Genomic DNA, 17,403 nt, shown 5'->3' on the forward strand with positions numbered 1-17,403 from the left:
GTGTGTAGATGGTGACAGAACCGGGCCGTTCCCCGAGCATTGCACGCCTACCCAGGGCTCATGGTCCCTCGGACGGGTGATTGAAGGGGCGTTCGCCTGCCGTCGGCCGGTTTTCCTTCACGACCCCGCCGCGGGGCTCACGACTCGGCCTTGCGGTGCACCCTCGCGATCCAGTCCGCCGGTTTGGCGATCTCCGTCTTGGTCGGAAGGGTGTTGGGGGAGGTCCACACACGGTTGAAGCCGTCCATGCCGACCTCGTTGACGACCGCGCGTACGAAGCGTTCGCCGTCGCGGTACTGCCTGAGTTTGGCATCCAGACCGAGCAGCTTGCGCAGGGCCATGTCCAGGCGGGAGGCGCCCTTGGCGCGACGCTGCTGGAACTTCTCCCGGATCTCCTGGACGGTCGGTACGACTTCCGGACCCACTCCGTCCATCACGAAGTCGGCGTGCCCCTCCAGGAGGGACATCACGGCGGTGAGGCGGCCGAGGATCTCCCGCTGGGCGGGCGTCTGCACGATCTCCACCAACGACCGTCCGCCGTCCTCCTCCTCACCCTCGGGGCGCCCGCCGGCAAGCGACTGGGCGGCTTCCCGGATGCGTTCCAGGACGGTCATGGGGTCGACCTCGGTCTCCCCCAAGAACGACTGGATTTCACCCTCCAGGTGGTCCCGCAGCCAGGGCACGGCGGTGAACTGCGTGCGGTGCGTCTCCTCGTGCAGGGTCACCCACAGGCGGAAGTCGTGGGGCTCCACGTCGAGTTCGCGCTCCACGTGCACGATGTTCGGCGCGACCAGCAGGAGGCGGCCGCCGCCGTTGGCGCCGGCGGGGAGTTCGCGGGTGGCCGGGGCGAAGGTCTCGTACTGGCCGAGGACGCGGGAGGCCAGGAAGGACAGCAGCATCCCGAGTTCGACGCCGGTCACCTTGCCGCCGACGGCGCCGAGGACCGCGCCGCCCGGAGTGCTGCCGCGACGTTCCTGCATCTTCTCCAGCAGCGGCTTCAGGAGTTCCCGGAAGCCGGCGACGTTCGCCTTGATCCAGCCCGCGCGGTCCACGACGAGGAGCGGGGTGTCGTGGGTCTCCTCGGTACCCATTCGAGTGAAGCCGCGGACGTGTTCCTCCGAGGCCCTGGCGTGCTTGCGCAACTCGGCGACGACGGCCCTGGCCTCGTCGCGGCTCACCTCCGGGCCCGGCCTCACGAGCCGGGTCGCGGTCGCCACCGCGAGATTCCAGTCGACCATCTCTGCACCACCGATGCTCGTCATGCGTCAACCGTACGTGAGCGTTCCCGCTTGGGGCAGGCCACAGAGGCCGGTTGCGGCTGACGGGCGCCGTGAGGTCGTCCGGGACGGGTGTGCCGGCGGAGACGGCTGTACGGCGGTAGCGGTGCCCTCGGTCAGCGGCAGCCGCACGCCGCCAGCGCCGTGGCCGTCCGGTCCAGCGCCGACTGTGCTGCGTCCTTGCTCGTCGTGTCCGACGCGAGGAAGGCGAACGCCAGCAGGCGGCCCCCCTGGTCGACCACGGTTCCCGCGAGAGTGTTCACGCCGGTCAGCGTGCCCGTCTTGGCTCGCACGACGCCGGCCGCGCCATTCGTGTAACGGGTGCTCAGGGTGCCGGTGAAGCCCGCGACCGGAAGGCCGGTGAGGACGGGGCGGAGTTCGGGGTGGGCCGGGTCGCCCGCCTTCACCAGGAGCGCCGTCAGCAGGTCCGCCGTCAGTCTGTCCTCGCGGTTCAGGCCACTGCCGTCCTTGAAGGACGCGCCGGAGACCGGGAGTTCGAGCTTCTTCAGCTGCGCCCGGATCGCCTCGCCCCCGCCCGCGAAGTCGGCGCGTACCTTCGCCGCCACGGCCGTCTGGCGGGCCAGGGCCTCCGCGATGTCGTTGTCGCTGTTGGTCAGCATGCGCTCGACCAGGGCGGACAGCGGCGGGGAGGAGACCTCGGCGAGCGTCTTCCCGCGGTCCGTCGCCTTGGAGGGGCCGGGGGACGTGGTCTTGATCCCGGCCTCCTCCAGGAAGCCGGCGAACTTGCGGGCCGCGTCCTGCGCGGGGTTCTCCGCACGGACCGCCGTGCCGCTGGTGCTGTCGTCCGTGCGGCCCTCGTCGGCCATCAGGGCGCTGACCGGGGCGAGGTTGGCGTTGTCGGCGCCGATCGGGTGGATCCCGGAGCCCGCGTACAGGGTCGTGTCGTACGAGAGGGTGACCTTCCGTACGCCGTCCTTCTTCAGCGCTTCGGCGGCCTTGGTGGCCAGGTCGCGCAGGCTCGCGGAACCCTCGGCGTCCTTGCGGGCCGTCAGGGTGGGGTCGCCGCCGCCGACGAGGACGAGTTCCTGGGTGTCGGGTTCGAGGTCCGCGCGCGTGGTGAGGCGGTGGTCGGCGCCCATCGCGGACAGGGCCGCCACCGCGGTGGCGATCTTCGTCGTGGAGGCGGGGGTGAGGGCGGTACCCCCGCCGGTGCCGTAGAGCCGCTTGCCGGTGGCGATGTCGACGACCTCGGCCGCGCGGCTGCTGCCGAGCGCCGCGTCCTTCAGGAGCGGGCCCAGCACGTCCGCGAGGGCCGGTCCGGTCGGCGCCGACTTCACCGTGCTGCCGGCGCCGCCGAGACCGGTGAGGACGGAGGCGGCGCTGGGGGCGGGCTCGGGCGCCGCTTCCGTCGTACCGGAATCACGATCGTGATCTGCGCCACCCGTGTGCTCCAGGGCGGCGGCCCGGTCCCGCTCGGCCGTACGCTGACCGGAGGAGTCCCAGGGGCCGGCGGCCGTCACCACGACGGCGGTCAGCGCCAGTCCCGCGGTGGCGGCTCCGGCCGTGTACTGCCAGGTCCGCACCTTTGTGACCTGCACCGACATGGTTCGGCCGAGTCGCGTGACCCGGGGTTTCGCGGCGGTCGCGGCCTGTGCCAGACGGGGTCGTACGGCGTTCGCGAGCCGCGCCACATGCGGTTTCGCAGCCCGCCAAGGCCTCAGTTCAGGCACGACCACCAGCCCCTTTCGCGATCACACACCTGCGTGAGGGACACTTAACCACCAGAACTATGTGTTGATCATGGAGGAGCCACCGGTGGAGTTCGACGTCACGATCGAGATTCCGAAGGGTTCGCGGAACAAGTACGAGGTGGACCACGAGACCGGTCGGATCCGCCTGGACCGTCGACTCTTCACCTCGACCGCCTACCCGACCGACTACGGCTTCGTCGAGAACACTCTCGGCGAGGACGGCGACCCGCTGGACGCGCTGGTCATTCTTGACGAGCCGACGTTCCCGGGCTGCCTCATCAAGTGCCGCGCGATCGGCATGTTCCGGATGACGGACGAGGCCGGCGGCGACGACAAGCTGCTGTGCGTGCCGGCGACGGATCCGCGCCAGGAGCACCTGCGTGACATCCACCACGTCTCCGAGTTCGACCGCCTGGAGATCCAGCACTTCTTCGAGGTCTACAAGGACCTGGAGCCCGGCAAGTCCGTCGAGGGCGCCAACTGGGTGGGCCGGGTCGACGCCGAGGTCGAGATCGAGCGGTCGTACAAGCGCTTCAAGGAGTCCGGCGGCCACTGAGGCCCCTTTTTGCGCCTAAACCGGCGCCGCTCTCGCGGACTTGGTTGCTCGCCGTTGTGGTTGCGCAATTGATGGTTGCGGTACGAGCGCCATGGCGTGTCAGGCCGCGCGGTTCCCCTGGGGCCGTGCGGCCGTTTGTTTGTCTGTGCGCATACTGGTGCGAACCGGAGGTGCGTACACAGGAGCTGTGAGTGACGGAAGCGGAGGACCGCAAGCCGCAGTCGGACGAGGCAAGGAGTGTCTACGACCCCGAGATCACGTCCGAGTTCGCGATCCCCCAGGGGCTCGCCGTACCCAGAGGCGGCACGGAACCGGAGACGACGAGCGAGTTCGCCGTCCCCGACGGTCTGGACGTCCCGCAGGCGCCCTCGGTCGAGCCCGAGGGGTCGGCGTTCAACACGCCGCGCACCTACAGCGCCAAGCAGGCGCCCGCGTTCACGCCGGCGACCGGCATACCGGTGGTCAGTCTGACCAAGGACGTGCCCTGGCAGGACCGGATGCGCACGATGCTGCGGATGCCGGTGGCCGAGCGGCCCGCTCCGGAGTCGGCGCCGAAGGCCGAGGACGAGGGGCCGGCCGTCCCGCGCGTGCTCGACATGACGCTGCGTATCGGCGAGCTGCTGCTCGCCGGCGGTGAGGGCGCGGAGGACGTGGAGGCGGCGATGTTCGCCGTCTGCCGGTCGTACGGCCTCGACCGCTGTGAGCCGAACGTCACCTTCACCCTGCTGTCGATCTCGTACCAGCCGTCGCTGGTCGACGATCCGGTCACCGCGTCCCGGACGGTACGGCGGCGCGGCACCGACTACACGCGGCTCGCGGCCGTCTTCCACCTGGTGGACGACCTCAGCGACCCCGAGACGGCGATCTCCCTGGAGGAGTCCTACCGGCGGCTCGCCGAGATCCGCCGAAACCGGCACCCGTACCCGGGCTGGGTGCTGACCGGGGCGAGCGGGCTGCTCGCCGGTGCGGCCTCGGTGCTCGTCGGCGGTGATCTGATCGTGTTCGTCGCGGCCGCACTGGGCGCGATGCTCGGCGACCGGCTGGCGTGGCTGTGCGCGGGGCGCGGGCTGCCGGAGTTCTACCAGTTCACGGTGGCCGCGATGCCGCCGGCCGCCATAGGGATCGCGCTGACGCTGGCCGACATCGATGTGAAGGCCTCCGCGGTCATCACCGGTGGGCTGTTCGCGCTGCTGCCGGGGCGGGCGCTGGTGGCGGGCGTGCAGGACGGGCTGACCGGCTTCTACATCACCGCGTCGGCGCGGCTGCTGGAGGTCATGTACTTCTTCGTCGGCATCGTGACGGGCGTGCTGCTGGTCCTGTACCTCGGGGTGCAGGTGGGTGCCGAGCTCAATCCGGAGGTCGCGGTGAGCATCCCCGAGCGGCCGCTGTGGCAGCTCGCGGCGTCGATGATGCTGTCGCTGACCTTCGCCGTGCTGCTCCAGCAGGAGCGGTCGACCGTGCTGGCGGTGACCCTGAACGGCGGGGTCGCCTGGTCGGTGTACGGCGCGATGCGCTACGCCGGTGACATCTCGCCGGTTGCCTCCACGGCGGTGGCGGCGGGACTGGTGGGGCTGTTCGGGCAGATGATGTCGCGGTACCGGTTTGCTTCCGCGCTGCCCTACACGACCGCTGCGATCGGGCCTCTGCTGCCCGGTTCCTCCACGTACTTCGGGCTGCTGGCCATCGCGCAGAACGAGGTGGACAAGGGGCTGGTGTCGTTGGCCACGGCGGCGTCACTCGCCATGGCCATCGCCATCGGGGTCAACCTCGGGTCGGAGATCTCGCGGCTGTTTCTCCGCGTTCCGGGTGGAGCCGCTTCGGGGCGCAGGGCGGCGAAGCGGACGCGTGGGTTCTGAGCGCCTGAGAGCTGGGGACGCGTCCCTGAACGGGCGCTTCAGTAGCCCTGGTTGGGCGGGTACTGCTGGTTCTGCCGACCGTCGTACTGCTGCTGGTCGCCGTATCCCTGGGGGTACTGCTGGGCATACGGCTGCTGCTGTTGCTGGGGCTGCGGGGCGTAGTACTGGTCGTAGCCGTACTGCTGCTGGCCCTGCTGGCCGTAGCCCTGGTCGTTCTGGTTGCCGTACTGCTGGTGCTGCTCGTCGTCCGACGGGATGCGGCGGAGCTGGGTCGTGGCGTCGTCCATGGGCGGGGGCTGGTAGGCCTGGGGGGCCGGGGCCTCGGCTGCCGCCTTCTTCTTCTTGGAACGCTCGCGCAGGTACTCGATGATGATCGGGACGAGCGAGACGAAGACGATGAGGACGAGGATCGCCTCGACGTGCTTGTGGATGACGTCGATCTGGCCGAGCCAGTAACCCGCGAGGGTCACGCCGGTGCCCCAGGCGACACCACCGATGACGTTGTACATGAGGAACGTGCGGTACTTCATACGGCCGGCGCCCGCCACGATGGGGGCGAAGGTGCGCACGATCGGCACGAAGCGGGCCAGGACGATCGCCTTGGGGCCGTACTTCTCCATGAACTCGTGGGCCTTGTCCAGGTTCTCCTGCTTGAAGAGCTTGGAGTTGGGACGGTTGAAGAGCTTGGGCCCGAAGAACTTTCCGATCATGTAACCGACCTGGTCACCGAGGACGGCCGCCACCACGATCAGGAAGCAGACCAGCCACAGCGGCTGGCTGATGTACTCGCCCTGGGCCACGAAGAGCCCCGCCGTGAACAGCAGCGAGTCGCCGGGCAGGAACGCGAACAGACCCGACTCGGCGAAGACGATCAGCAGGATGCCTGGCAGGCTGAACGTCTCGATCAGGTAGTTCGGACTGAGCCACTCGGGGGCGAGCGCGAGCGTGGTCACAGGTCTGTGGCTCCTGGTACTGGGAGACGGGCTGGGGCTGGCTGCCCAAAAGTATCAACGCAGCCGTCACAACCCAGGTTCCATGCGGTCTCCCAGGATGCACTGTGCGCCCGCTGGGACAAAGCTGTGGGGCATGGGTATCGAAGACTACGGCGGCGGTCAGGGACCCCAGCCGGACGTGCTGGTCGTGACCACGAACGACGTACCCGGCTTCCGGGTGCAGGAGGTTCTTGGTGAGGTGTTCGGGTTGACGGTCCGCTCCCGGCATCTGGGGAGCCAGATCGGGGCGGGGCTGAAGTCGATGGTCGGCGGTGAGCTCAAGGGGCTCACCAAGACGCTCGTGCAGACCCGCAACCAGGCCATGGAACGGCTCGTCGAGCAGGCACGCGCGCGTGGTGCGAACGGGGTGCTGGCGTTCCGCTTCGACGTGACCGAGGCGGCGGACGTCGGCACCGAGGTGTGCGCGTACGGGACGGCCGTGATCCTGACCCGGGAGTAGGCCTGTTCCTCCCGGGCCGGGAGCTCAGGAGGTGTGCCGGGCCGCGTTCGCGTCGATCGCGGCCCTGAGGTGCTCGGCGAGACCCGGGCGCATGGAGTCGTAGAACGCCTTGAAGCGCTCGTCGGACACGTACATCTCGCCCAGGCACCGGTGCATGTCGTACGGACACTCGTAGAACCAGCCGCAGATGTGCAGCCGGTGCTCCTCGGCCATGTCCATGGCCGCCTCGGACGCCGACGGGTCACCGGCTGCCATCAGGCCGCTGTAGCGCTCGCTCCAGTCGGCCACTTCGGCCTGCATGCGTTTCCAGTCGTCCTTGGTGTAGCCCGCGGCGCGGCGCTGCGACTCGGCGTACGCCTCCGTGCCGCCCCAGCGCTCCTCCGCCTCCTCGGCGTACTGCTCGGGGTCCTTGTCCCCGAAGACCTCGAACCGCTCCTCGGGTGTGAGGTTGATGCCCATCTTCCGTGCCTCCATGGCCTGCTCCACGGCCGCCGCCATCTTCCGCAGCTTCTCGATCCGGGCGGTCAGCAGCTCGTGCTGGCGGCGCAGGTGGGCGCGCGGGTCCGCGGCCGGATCATCGAGCAGGGCGGCGACCTCGTCGAGCGGGAAGCCGAGCTCCCGGTAGAACAGGATCTGCTGCAGCCGGTCGAGGTCGACGTCGCTGTAGCGCCGGTGGCCCGCGTGGCTGCGCTCGCTGGGTGCGAGCAGTCCGATGTCGTCGTAGTGGTGCAGGGTGCGCACCGTCACTCCGGCGAAACCGGCTACCTGTCCCACGGAATAGCTCACTTCGTCCGCTCCCTTCTCGGTACGCCCACCACCCTGCGCCCTCACGCCACGTGAGGTGCAAGCCCGTTCCGCCTCGGGTCCCGTGCCGGGCCGCCCAGATGTCCTGCCAGTTTTGTCCGTTTATCGTGAGCCCGTGGCTCAGGACACCGCGCGGCAGGCAGCGGCAACCCCGGCTCGCGCGCTCCTGCCCCAGATCCTCCCCGCTCTCGTCGTGGGCGTGGGCGCGAGTCTGCTCCTTCTCGGAGTGAGCGCGGCGGCCGAGGCGCTCCAGCACGTGCTGTGGCGGAACCTGCCCGATGCCCTGGGGATCGGCCGGTACTCCGTGCTGTGGACGATCGTCATGCTCACCGCCACCGGTGTGGCGGTCGGCCTCGTGATCTGGAAGGTGGCGGGGCATGCCGGCCCCGACCCGGCCACCACGGGCCTGGACGCTCCCGTCCTGCCGCCCGCCGTGCTGCCCGGGCTGCTGCTGGCGACCGCGCTGATGCTCGCGGGCGGACCCAGCCTCGGACCCGAGAACCCGATCATCGCCGTGAACGTCGGGCTCGCCTTCTGGCTGGGCCGCCGGCTGCTCCCCCGGCTGCCGGGCGGGCTGTGGGTGGCGCTCGCGGAGGCGGCGACGATCGGCGCGCTCTTCGGCACCCCGGTCGCGGCGGCGCTCCTCATCTCCGAGGCGCTGGCCGGGCGGCAGCTCAAGGGGGCGCTGTGGGACAACGTCTTCGCGCCGCTCGTCGCCGCCGCCGCGGGCGCCGTGACGACCACCCTGGTGGCCCATCCGACCTTCGATCTGCATCTGCCCCCGTTCGGGCACCCCGGCTGGGGCGATCTGCTGGCGGTGCTGGTGATCGCGGCCGCCGCCGCACTGCTCGGCATGTGCGCCGTCCGCGCCTTCCCCTACGTCCACGGCGCCTTCGCGCGGCTGCGCCATCCGATGCTCGTGCTGCCCGTCGGCGGGCTCGTGCTCGGGCTGCTGGGGGCGCTCGGCGGTCACCTCACCCTCTTCAAGGGGCTGGAGGAGGTCGAGGAGATCGCGGCCGACCCCGACGGCTGGTCGGCCGGGGAGTTCGCCACGATGACGGTGGTGAAGCTGGCCGCGCTGCTCGTCGCCGCGTCCTGCGGCTTCCGCGGCGGGCGGATCTTCCCGGCCGTGTTCGTGGGCGCCGCCTTCGGGCTGTGTGCCCATGCCCTGGTGCCCGGTGTCCCTCCCGCGCTCGGTGTCGCCGCCGGGGTGCTGGGCATGCTCCTGGCCATCACCCGGCAGGGCTGGGTGAGCCTCTTCACCGCCGCCGTGCTGGTGGCCTCTCCGGCGATCATCGCCCTGCTGTGCATCGCCTCGCTGCCCGCCTGGCTGCTGGTGACCGGCCGTCCCCAGATGCGACTGCGCGCAGACGGAACCCCGGTCCGCTGAATCCCCCTCCCGAGGAGTCGCTCGATGCCGCTGCACCAAGGGCCCCGGAACGTCCGACGAGCGCCCCGTGTCCGTCAACCCCTTCTTCACTGACCCGGGACAAGGAGGCGGCGCCCGGGTTCACCACTGAGCCCGTCAGGTGCCGTCGCCCAGGTCGAAGGTCCTCCAGTGGACCCCGTCGGCGGATATGCGGTACCTCCCGGCGCCGAAGCTGTCGCCCCACAGATAGCCGAGCGGGGTCGTGGTCACCCAGCCCTGCGGTCCCCGGCCTGCGGAGCGGCTGAAGGAACGGCCGTCATCGGTACTGCGCCAGACGCCGTCCTCGCCGTGGACCGTGAGGCTGCCGTCGGCGGCGGCGATCGGGGCACCGAGGATCGAGCGGGGCTCGGCTCCCTTGCGGTGCTTCCAGACCTGCTCCCAGGTGTGGCCGCCGTCGGTGCTGCGGTCGATCGCGAGCAGGCCGTTCTTCACGTCGTCCTCGTCGGACAACTGGCCGTGGTGGGCGGCGTAGAGCACCGAGCCGTCGGTCACCACGGTCATGCTCCAGCCCTTCGGCCCGGCGGGCATCGCGGACGTACGCCAGCTCTTGCCCCGGTCCTCGCTGACGGCGAGCGCGGGGTTGCCGGAGCGCGGATCGAGGCCGTAGGTGTAGAGCCGCGCACCGATGTGACCCGCCGGGATCACGACCCCCTTCAGCGGAGGCTGGTCGGCCAGAATCCGGTACTCGCCCGTGTCGGGCATCACCGCCGCCAGACGGGACCGGGCGCATCCGTTGGCTTCCTCGTCGGGCCGTGAGCAGTTCTCGACCAGGACCCCGCCCTCGGGGACCGTCGTCGTGGTGCCCGTCGGCTCGGTGGTCGCCTCTCGCCAGCTGTCGCCTGCGTCTCCGGTGAACCACGTGCGCTCCGGTGGCGGCCATGTGCCCTCGGTGATCAGCGCGCGGCCGGGTCCGAGGACGACGAGTCCGGCGGTGATGCCGAGGTCGCCCGTCACGTCCGGAAGCGGCGAGGTCCCCAGCCTCCAGGCCCCTGCGCCCTTCTCCAGCACGGCGACTCTCTGCACGCACCGCTTCTTCCCGCACTCGGCGAGCAGCGCGAACCCGCTGCCGTCCGCGGCGAACCCGACATCGACCGCGCCTCCGGGCAGTCCGGCCCCCGACGGGATACGGGCGGGCACCGCCGCCTGAGAGGCGGAGATGCGCCCGCCCGAGTCCGTCCGGGCACATGCCGCCATGACGGCCAGCAAACCCAGCACGACGGCCACCACGACCGCCGCCCTTCCCCTGACCCGCTCCATGCCGTCCCCCGATCCCGGTCCGCGATGCACCGACATCTCTGGTACACCGCTCGCCGCGCCGGGGTTCCCACTTCCTCACGACGACTTTCCGGACGGCCCGCCGACCGCCCGGACTACTTGCTCAGCGCCCCGAACCGCCGTACCGCCAGCGGAAAGAACACCGCCACCAGCGCCACCGGCCACACCACGGCCGCCCACACGTGCCCCGGCTCACCGCCCGGCCCGCCGAACAACTCCCGTACCGCCGTGGCCGTCTGGGACATCGGGTTCCACTCCACGACCGTCCCCAGCCAGCCCGGCATGGACTGGGGCGTGGCGAAGGCGTTGGACAGGAAGCCCACCGGCCAGACCAGGATCTGCACGGCCTGCACCATCTCGGGCTTGCCCGCGACCATCGCGAGGTGGATGCCGATCCAGAGCATGGCGAAGCGGAACAGCAACAGGAGGCCGACGGCGCCGAGGAAGCCGGACACCCCGCCGTGCGCCCGCCAGCCGAGCGCGCAGGCGACGCCGATCAGCACCGCCAGGCCCAGCGCCGACTGGAGCATGTCGGCCACCGAACGCCCCACCAGCACCGCCCCGTTGGCCATGGGCATCGATCGGAAACGGTCGATGACGCCCTTGTTGAGGTCCTGGGTGACGGAGAGCATCGTGCCCTCCAGGCCGAAGGCCATGGTGAGCGCGAGCATGCCGGGGACCAGGTAGTCGACGTAGTCACCGTTCACACCCCGGCCGCCGCCGACCAGGTACGCGAACATCAGCAGCAGCATCACGGGGAAGACCAGCCCGACCAGGACCCGCACCGGCTGCCGTGCCCAGTGGGCGAGTTCACGCCGGGTCATGGTCCAGGAATCGGTCAGCGCGTACGTACTCATGCGGCCTCCTTCGCTCGGCGGTCCCCGTCCGTGAGGTGCAGGAACACCTCGTCCAGCGTCGGCCGCCGCAGTGCCACGTCCTCCGCCTCGATCCCGGCCCCTTCCAGTGCCCGCAGGACCCCGGAGAGCGCCGCCATCCGGTCGGTGACCGGGGCGCTGAGCAGCCGGCGGTCGGGGTCGACCGTGACGCCCGCCCCGGGCAGCGGCAACAGGGCCACCGCCGCGCCCAGTTGGCCCTCGTCGCGCAGGACGACGTCGATGCGGTCGCCGCCCGTCAGGGCCTTCAGCTCGTCCGGGGTGCCGTCGGCGATCACCCGGCCGGCGTCGACGACCGAGATGCGGTCGGCGAGCTGGTCGGCCTCGTCCAGGTACTGCGTGGTCAGCAGGACCGTCGTACCGCCGCCGACGAGGGTGCGGACCGCTGACCACACCTCCGCGCGGCCGCGCGGGTCGAGGCCGGTGGTGGGTTCGTCCAGGAAGAGCACCTCCGGCTCGGTGATCAGGGAGGCCGCGAGGTCCAGTCGGCGGCGCATGCCTCCGCTGTAGGCGCGGACCGGTTTGCGGCCGGTGCCGGCCAGGTCGAAGCGCTCCAGGAGCTCGTCGGCACGCGCGCGTGCCCGGCGGGCGCCCAGGTGGTAGAGGCGGCCGAACATCTCCAGGTTCTGCCGGCCGCCGAGTTCCTCGTCGAGCGCCGCGTGCTGGCCGAGCAGGCCGATGCGGAAGCGCACCTCGTGCGCCTGCCGTACGACGTCATGGCCGGCCACCTCGATACGGCCCGCGTCCGGCCGGAGCAGGGTGGACAGGATGCGGACCAGGGTCGTCTTGCCCGCTCCGTTCGGCCCGAGCACTCCGTGCACCGTGCCTCGCCCGACCTCCAGGTCGAGGCCGTCCAGTGCGTTCTGTGCGGTGGTGCCGCCGCCGTACTTCTTGCGTGCCCCTTCGACGGTGATCGCCGCGTCGGCCACTGGGACTCCTTCGCTAGTCAAACTTGACTACCAGCGCGAAGTTAATACCCCGGCATCGTTTAGTCAAACTTGATTAGCGAGCATCCTCCGGATGCCGCTCCCCTGTCGCGTACGGGTTATCCTGGTCCTCGGCGAGCACCCCGACGAACCGCTCGCCCTCCTCCGCGAAGGTGTAGGCACCGCCCTCGATCCGGGAGATCAACCCCTGGGTCCACTCGGCCTCCGCGTCGGCCGTGTGCACCCACAGGTTCATGATCTCGCCGATGTGACCGAGCTGCTCCGGGCCCTCTTCCGGGATGTAGTGCTCGGTGACGGCCGCGCGCCACTCCTCGATCCTGCGGGTGCGCTCCTTGAGGAGGGCCACCGCCTCGGCGCGCGGGAGGTCGACCATGCATCCGATGGCCGCCGACTTCATGTCCATCTTCTGGTCGTACGAGGTCAGCGCCTCGCGCACCAGACCGAGGTACTGCTCGGTGCCGGCCTCGGTGATCTCGTACTCCGTGCGCGGTGGTCCGCCCGCGGTGGACGGTGCGATCTCGTGCGCGTACAGCAGTCCCTGCTTGGCCATCTGCTTCAGGGCGTGGTAGATCGAGCCGGGCTTGGCGTTGGACCACTCGTGCGCGCCCCAGTACTCCAGGTCGTTGCGCACCTGATAGCCGTGGGCCCGCCCGTGCTGGCGCACCGCGGCCAGCACGAGGAGACGGATCGTTGACATGCCGTCCAGGTTATGGCCTCAGCTCCGAGCCAGTCCCACCAGCTCGAAGGCCGTCTTCCCGTCGAGGGACTCGCGGATGATGTCGGCGTGGCCCGCGTGCCGGGCCGTCTCACGGATCAGGTGCAGAACCAGCCAGCGCAGGGAGACCGACTCGTCCGGCGGGAACCAGGGGTCGTTCGGGAGCGGGAAGGTGTCGTCGAGGCTCGGCACCGCGCGGATGAACGCCTCCGTCTCGTCGGCGACCTTCTCCCAGTACGCCAGCTGCTGCTCCACGGTCTCGCCGTCGGCCAGCACGAAACACTCGTGCCAGTTCGACTCGTCCCGCTTCACCGCCGGCGGCTCGCCCTTGGCCCGTGCCACCCAGCCCTGCTCGACCTCGGCCACGTGCTTGAGCAGGCCCGCCAGGGACAGTTCGCTCGCGCTGGGCCTGCCGGACGCCTGTTCGTTGGTGAGCCCGAGCAGGGCCCGGCGGATGCCGCCGCGCTGTTCGGCGAGGAAGGAGAGCAGTGCGCCGCGCTCGTCGCCGTGGGCCTCGGCTCGCACGTGAGTGACCATGACCGGCCGCCTTTCGTCTGTCGTCGGGGTCAGCTGGCTCTGCCTGACACCTACGAAGTTACGGACCCTTGCGGTCAGGTTCTGTCCTCAATGGAGAAGGCGGAATGCCGAAGCCGAACGCCCGGCCCCCGCAGGGACCGGGCGTCGGCTCGGTTCGGTGGGTGGTCCGTCAGAACGGGAACCTGCTCCGCCCGTGCTGCACCGAGATCCACTTCAGCGTGGTGAACGCGTCCAGCATCGTCTCGCCGTTGAGGCGGCCGACGCCGGAGCTCTTCTCGCCGCCGAAGGGGACGATCGGCTCGTCGTGGACGGTGCCGTCGTTGACGTGGAACATGCCGGTGTCGATGCGCTTGGCGAAGTTGACGCCGCGCTCGATGCTCGCGGTGTGGACGGCGCCGCTGAGGCCGTACGGGGTGTCGTTGACGACGCGGACCGCCTCCTCCTCGCCGTCGACCGGGATGAGGAAGGCGACCGGGCCGAAGACCTCCTGGTGAAGGAGGGCGGAGCCGGCCGGGATGCCCGTGAGGACCGACGGGGAGACCAGGTTGTCGGTCGTCTCACCGCGCACCAGGGCCGTCGCGCCCTCGGCTATCGCCTGCTCGACGGTGCTCGCGAGGGCGTCCGCCTGGGAGGAGTTGATGACCGGGCCGATCACCGTCTCCGGGTCACGCGGGTCGCCCACCTTGAGGCTCTTGACCTTCGCTACGAACTTCTCGGTGAACTCGTCGGCGATCGAACGGTCCACGAGCACCCGGTTGGCGGCCATGCAGACCTGGCCCTGATGGACGTACCGGCTGAAGACCGCGGCGTCGACGGCGTAGTCGATGTCGGCGTCGTCGAGCACCACGATGGCGCTGTTGCCGCCGAGTTCGAGAACCGAACGCTTGAAGTGCGAGGCGGTGACGGTGGCGACGTGGCGGCCGACCTTGTCGGAGCCGGTGAAGGAGATGACCTTCGGCACGGGGTGCTCGATGAAGGCGTCGCCGATCTCCGCGATGTCGGTGACGACGACGTTGAGGAGGCCCTTGGGCAGGCCCGCGTCCTCGAAGATCTTCGCGACCAGGGTGCCGCCGGTGATCGGGGTGTTCTGGTGCGGCTTCAGCACGACGCCGTTGCCGAGCGCCAGCGCCGGGGCCACCGACTTGATCGACAGCAGGAACGGGAAGTTGAAGGGGCTGATGACGCCCACCACGCCCACCGGCACCCGGTAGACGCGGTTCTCCTTGCCGTCGATCGGCGACGGGATGATGCGGCCCTCGGGGCGCAGCGACAGGTGGATCGCCTCGCGCAGGAACTCCTTGGCGAGGTGGAGCTCGAAGCCGGCCTTGACGCGGGTGCCGCCGAGCTCGGCGATGATCACGTCGGTGATCTCCTGCTCGCGCTCCTCGATCAGGCCGAGCGCCTTCTCGAAGACCCCGCGGCGCGCGTAGGGGTTGGTGTCGGCCCACTGCTTCTGGGCGCGGGCCGCCGCCTGGTACGCCTCGTCGACCTCGTCGACCGTGGCTATGGTGATCGACGCCAGCTTCTCGCCATCGTACGGATTGAAGTCGATGATGTCCCAGGAGCCGGTGCCCGGGCGCCACTCACCGTCGATGTACTGCTGGGCCAGATCAGTGAAGTACGACGACATGTGATCCCCAAATCGCTAGCAGACGCACGCGACGCGCGATCGACGTCACGGTCTGATCACGCGTCATCGTACTTGTGCGACACGCGAGTTGGGGACGCACAGCGATGTTCTGGGGAAAACCCTGGGAGAGTCGGCGAAGATCTCAGGAGAGCTGGAGGAGACCTCGTAGAAGGTCCCGGCTCTCGTCCGGTCCCGGGCTGTCCTGCTGGAGTTCCTTGAGCGCCTTCTCGTACTGGGCGACGTCCTCGCGCTTGTCCAGGTACAGGGCGCTGGTGAGCTGCTCCAGATAGACCACGTCCGAGAGGTCGGACTCGGGGAAGCTGAGCAGGGTGAAGGCGCCGGACTCGCCGGAGTGGCCGCCGAAGCCGAACGGCATGACCTGGAGCCGTACGTTGGGCCGCTGGGAGATCTCGATCAGATGCTGGAGCTGGCCACGCATGACCTCGCGATCGCCGTACGGCCGACGCAGGGCCGCCTCGTCGAGGACGATGTGGAGTTCGGGACCGCCCTCTTCCGTGAGGTACTTCTGCCGCTCCAGGCGCAGGGCGACGCGCTTCTCCACGTCGGCCTCGCTCGCACCCTTCATGCCGCGCCGCACGACCGCGCGGGCGTAGGCCGCGGTCTGGAGCAGGCCGTGCACGAACTGCACCTCGTACACCCGGATCAGGGTGGCCGCGCCCTCCAGGCCGACGTAGGTGGGGAACCAGCTCGGCAGGACGTCGGAGTAACTGTGCCACCAGCCCGCGACGTTGGCCTCGCGGGCGAGGGAGAGGAGGGAGGCGCGCTCCTGCTCGTCCGTGATGCCGTACAACGTCAGCAGATCCTCCACGTCCCTCGTCTTGAAGCTCACCCGGCCCAACTCCATCCGGCTGATCTTCGACTCCGAGGCGCGGATGGAGTAGCCCGCGGCCTCGCGGGTGATTCCGCGTGCCTCACGCAGTCGCCTGAGTTGCGAGCCGAGCAGCATCCGCCGCACCACCGATCCGGGCTCTCCCGCGCTCACGTTCGCCAGCCTCCCCAGCCGTCTTCAGGAGCCGAAGTCTGCCACTAAAACACTTCGAGCTGTACTCGTCCGATTACAGAGATGGAAAGAAGCCAAAGATTCCACACAGCAGGAGGGGAGGAGAAGGCAAGAGAAGTAAGGAAGTTGGCGGAAAAAATGCCCAACAAGCGGTACGGGAACGTCCAATTCGGTCATGTGCACGTGCATCTGCACCTTGCATCTGCACTCCTCATCCGAAACCATGGTCCCGCGCAACCGCTGCATCGCAACGACCGCGAACTTCCGGGAGTGCCTCGCATGGGGACGAATGGATCGACCATGCTCGAGCCGTTACGGCAGGGCCTTCCGCCGCTGGATCCCGCGGCCGTGTCCAACGCCGCCTCCTGCGCCCTGCCCGCCCGCTACGAAGCGGTGCGCGAGGCACGGCAGTTCACCCGCAGAACGCTCGACCAGTGGGACATAGGCGACCGCTTCGACGATGTCTGTCTGGTGGTCTCCGAACTGGTCACCAACGCCCTGCGACACGGTCTGCCGACGAGCAACGGACACGTACCCGAACAGATTCCGCCCGTGCGACTGCATCTGATGCGCTGGACGGAGCGACTGGTGTGCGCGGTGCGCGATCCCAGCCATGACAGTCCGGTCGCGCGCGACTCGGACGACTTCTCGGCGGAGTCCGGGCGGGGCCTGTTCCTCGTCGACTCCTTCGCGGACGGCTGGGGTTGGCATCCGCTCGCCGGCACGCTCAACGGCAAGGTCGTCTGGGCGCTGTTCCGCCTGCAGTCGGCCGAGTGAGGCCCCGCGGCGTTTTTCGGCGCCGCGATTCTACGCGCGTCACGGGGCGTGAGACGTCGATCGCCCTGAGTCCTCCGCGCTGTGCCGGGGCGTCGGCCCCCGAACGTCAGCCCACTACAAGGTGGTCGAACTCGCCGTCCTTCACCCCGAGCAGCATCGCCTCTATCTCGGCACGCGTGTAGACGAGCGCCGGACCGTCGGGGAACCGGGAGTTGCGCACGGCCACCCCTCCGTCGGGGAGCCGCGCGAACTCGACGCAGGAACCCTGCGAGTTGCTGTGCCGGCTCTTCTGCCAGGCCACCCCGTTCAGCTCCGTGGCTGCCATGCCGTTGTACACGTCGTTGTACACGTCGTGGTCCACAGGTCGCTCCCCGGTGGTGCGGTGGCCTTGGGGCCATTGATGCAGTGGTCAACTGGTCCGGATCATAGCTCTGTTCACGTGCAGATGCATGAGCAGATGCACGTGCACGCGGGGTGGTCCTGTGATTACAGATGTGACCTACGGGGCGCTGGTCACGTTCC

General features: G+C 69.7%; 17 protein-coding genes. 5 read left to right on the forward strand and 12 right to left on the reverse strand.

The window, feature by feature from the left end; all coding sequences use genetic code 11:
• Positions 1-137 precede the first annotated feature (137 nt).
• The gene (locus tag QF037_RS21605) at positions 138-1,262 is read right to left on the reverse strand and encodes a zinc-dependent metalloprotease (RefSeq protein WP_307027682.1); all 1,125 of its coding nucleotides are present in this window, start codon (positions 1,260-1,262) and stop codon (positions 138-140) included.
• Between the two features lie 131 nt (positions 1,263-1,393).
• Entirely contained in the window at positions 1,394-2,842 is a 1,449-nt protein-coding gene (gene dacB, locus QF037_RS21610) for a D-alanyl-D-alanine carboxypeptidase/D-alanyl-D-alanine endopeptidase (protein WP_373463794.1), read from the reverse strand.
• Between the two features lie 211 nt (positions 2,843-3,053).
• Here dacB and QF037_RS21615 point away from each other — a divergent pair, with 211 nt between their 5' ends.
• Positions 3,054-3,545: an inorganic diphosphatase gene (locus QF037_RS21615; protein WP_046260371.1), complete on the forward strand. Its 492-nt coding sequence runs from the start codon at positions 3,054-3,056 to the stop codon at positions 3,543-3,545.
• A 191-nt stretch (positions 3,546-3,736) separates the two neighbouring features.
• Complete coding sequence (locus QF037_RS21620) at positions 3,737-5,401, forward strand: threonine/serine exporter family protein (RefSeq protein ID WP_307027686.1); 1,665 nt, start codon at positions 3,737-3,739, stop codon at positions 5,399-5,401.
• Positions 5,402-5,439: 38 nt separating this feature from the next.
• On the opposite strand, the gene QF037_RS21625 is transcribed toward QF037_RS21620, so the two are convergent.
• A complete protein-coding gene (locus QF037_RS21625) occupies positions 5,440-6,354 on the reverse strand; it encodes a DedA family protein (RefSeq protein WP_307027688.1) in 915 nt (304 codons plus the stop codon).
• 133 nt (positions 6,355-6,487) lie between these two features.
• Between QF037_RS21625 and QF037_RS21630 the strand changes: the two genes are divergently transcribed.
• Complete coding sequence (locus QF037_RS21630; RefSeq protein WP_307027690.1) at positions 6,488-6,853, forward strand: YbjQ family protein; 366 nt, start codon at positions 6,488-6,490, stop codon at positions 6,851-6,853.
• A 24-nt stretch (positions 6,854-6,877) separates the two neighbouring features.
• Here QF037_RS21630 and QF037_RS21635 read toward each other — a convergent pair whose 3' ends face one another.
• Positions 6,878-7,639, reverse strand: coding sequence for a MerR family transcriptional regulator (locus QF037_RS21635; RefSeq protein ID WP_307027692.1), 762 nt, complete (start codon positions 7,637-7,639; stop codon positions 6,878-6,880).
• Positions 7,640-7,772: 133 nt separating this feature from the next.
• Here QF037_RS21635 and QF037_RS21640 point away from each other — a divergent pair, with 133 nt between their 5' ends.
• Complete coding sequence (locus tag QF037_RS21640) at positions 7,773-9,047, forward strand: ion channel protein (RefSeq protein WP_307027694.1); 1,275 nt, start codon at positions 7,773-7,775, stop codon at positions 9,045-9,047.
• Between the two features lie 135 nt (positions 9,048-9,182).
• On the opposite strand, the gene QF037_RS21645 is transcribed toward QF037_RS21640, so the two are convergent.
• The 7 genes from QF037_RS21645 to QF037_RS21675 all read right to left on the reverse strand — a co-directional run bounded on the left by QF037_RS21645 (position 9,183) and on the right by QF037_RS21675 (position 16,050).
• Complete coding sequence (locus QF037_RS21645) at positions 9,183-10,379, reverse strand: WD40/YVTN/BNR-like repeat-containing protein (protein WP_307027696.1); 1,197 nt, start codon at positions 10,377-10,379, stop codon at positions 9,183-9,185.
• A gap of 77 nt (positions 10,380-10,456) precedes the next feature.
• Entirely contained in the window at positions 10,457-11,218 is a 762-nt protein-coding gene (locus QF037_RS21650; protein ID WP_307027698.1) for an ABC transporter permease, read from the reverse strand.
• Positions 11,215-12,183, reverse strand: coding sequence for an ATP-binding cassette domain-containing protein (locus QF037_RS21655; protein WP_307027700.1), 969 nt, complete (start codon positions 12,181-12,183; stop codon positions 11,215-11,217). The genes QF037_RS21650 and QF037_RS21655 overlap by 4 nt, the downstream gene beginning before the upstream one ends.
• A 73-nt stretch (positions 12,184-12,256) precedes the next feature.
• Positions 12,257-12,898 carry a PadR family transcriptional regulator gene (locus QF037_RS21660; RefSeq protein WP_307027702.1) on the reverse strand — a complete coding sequence of 214 codons (642 nt, stop codon included), beginning with the start codon at positions 12,896-12,898 and terminating at the stop codon, positions 12,257-12,259.
• 18 nt (positions 12,899-12,916) lie between these two features.
• A complete protein-coding gene (locus tag QF037_RS21665) occupies positions 12,917-13,453 on the reverse strand; it encodes a DinB family protein (RefSeq protein WP_307027704.1) in 537 nt (178 codons plus the stop codon).
• 169 nt (positions 13,454-13,622) lie between these two features.
• Positions 13,623-15,083, reverse strand: a complete 1,461-nt coding sequence (locus tag QF037_RS21670; RefSeq protein ID WP_307027706.1) for an aldehyde dehydrogenase family protein — start codon at positions 15,081-15,083, stop codon at positions 13,623-13,625.
• 142 nt (positions 15,084-15,225) lie between these two features.
• Positions 15,226-16,050 carry a helix-turn-helix domain-containing protein gene (locus tag QF037_RS21675; protein ID WP_307037299.1) on the reverse strand — a complete coding sequence of 275 codons (825 nt, stop codon included), beginning with the start codon at positions 16,048-16,050 and terminating at the stop codon, positions 15,226-15,228.
• 333 nt (positions 16,051-16,383) lie between these two features.
• On the opposite strand from QF037_RS21675, the gene QF037_RS21680 reads away from it, so the two are divergent.
• On the forward strand, positions 16,384-16,881 hold the full coding sequence (locus QF037_RS21680; protein WP_373463796.1) for an ATP-binding protein: 498 nt from the start codon (positions 16,384-16,386) through the stop codon (positions 16,879-16,881).
• A gap of 106 nt (positions 16,882-16,987) precedes the next feature.
• On the opposite strand, the gene QF037_RS21685 is transcribed toward QF037_RS21680, so the two are convergent.
• Positions 16,988-17,242 carry a DUF397 domain-containing protein gene (locus QF037_RS21685; RefSeq protein WP_266823915.1) on the reverse strand — a complete coding sequence of 85 codons (255 nt, stop codon included), beginning with the start codon at positions 17,240-17,242 and terminating at the stop codon, positions 16,988-16,990.
• Positions 17,243-17,403: the final 161 nt, after the last annotated feature.

This window comes from Streptomyces canus, assembly GCF_030815415.1.
In the GTDB taxonomy this organism is placed as follows: domain Bacteria; phylum Actinomycetota; class Actinomycetes; order Streptomycetales; family Streptomycetaceae; genus Streptomyces; species Streptomyces canus_F.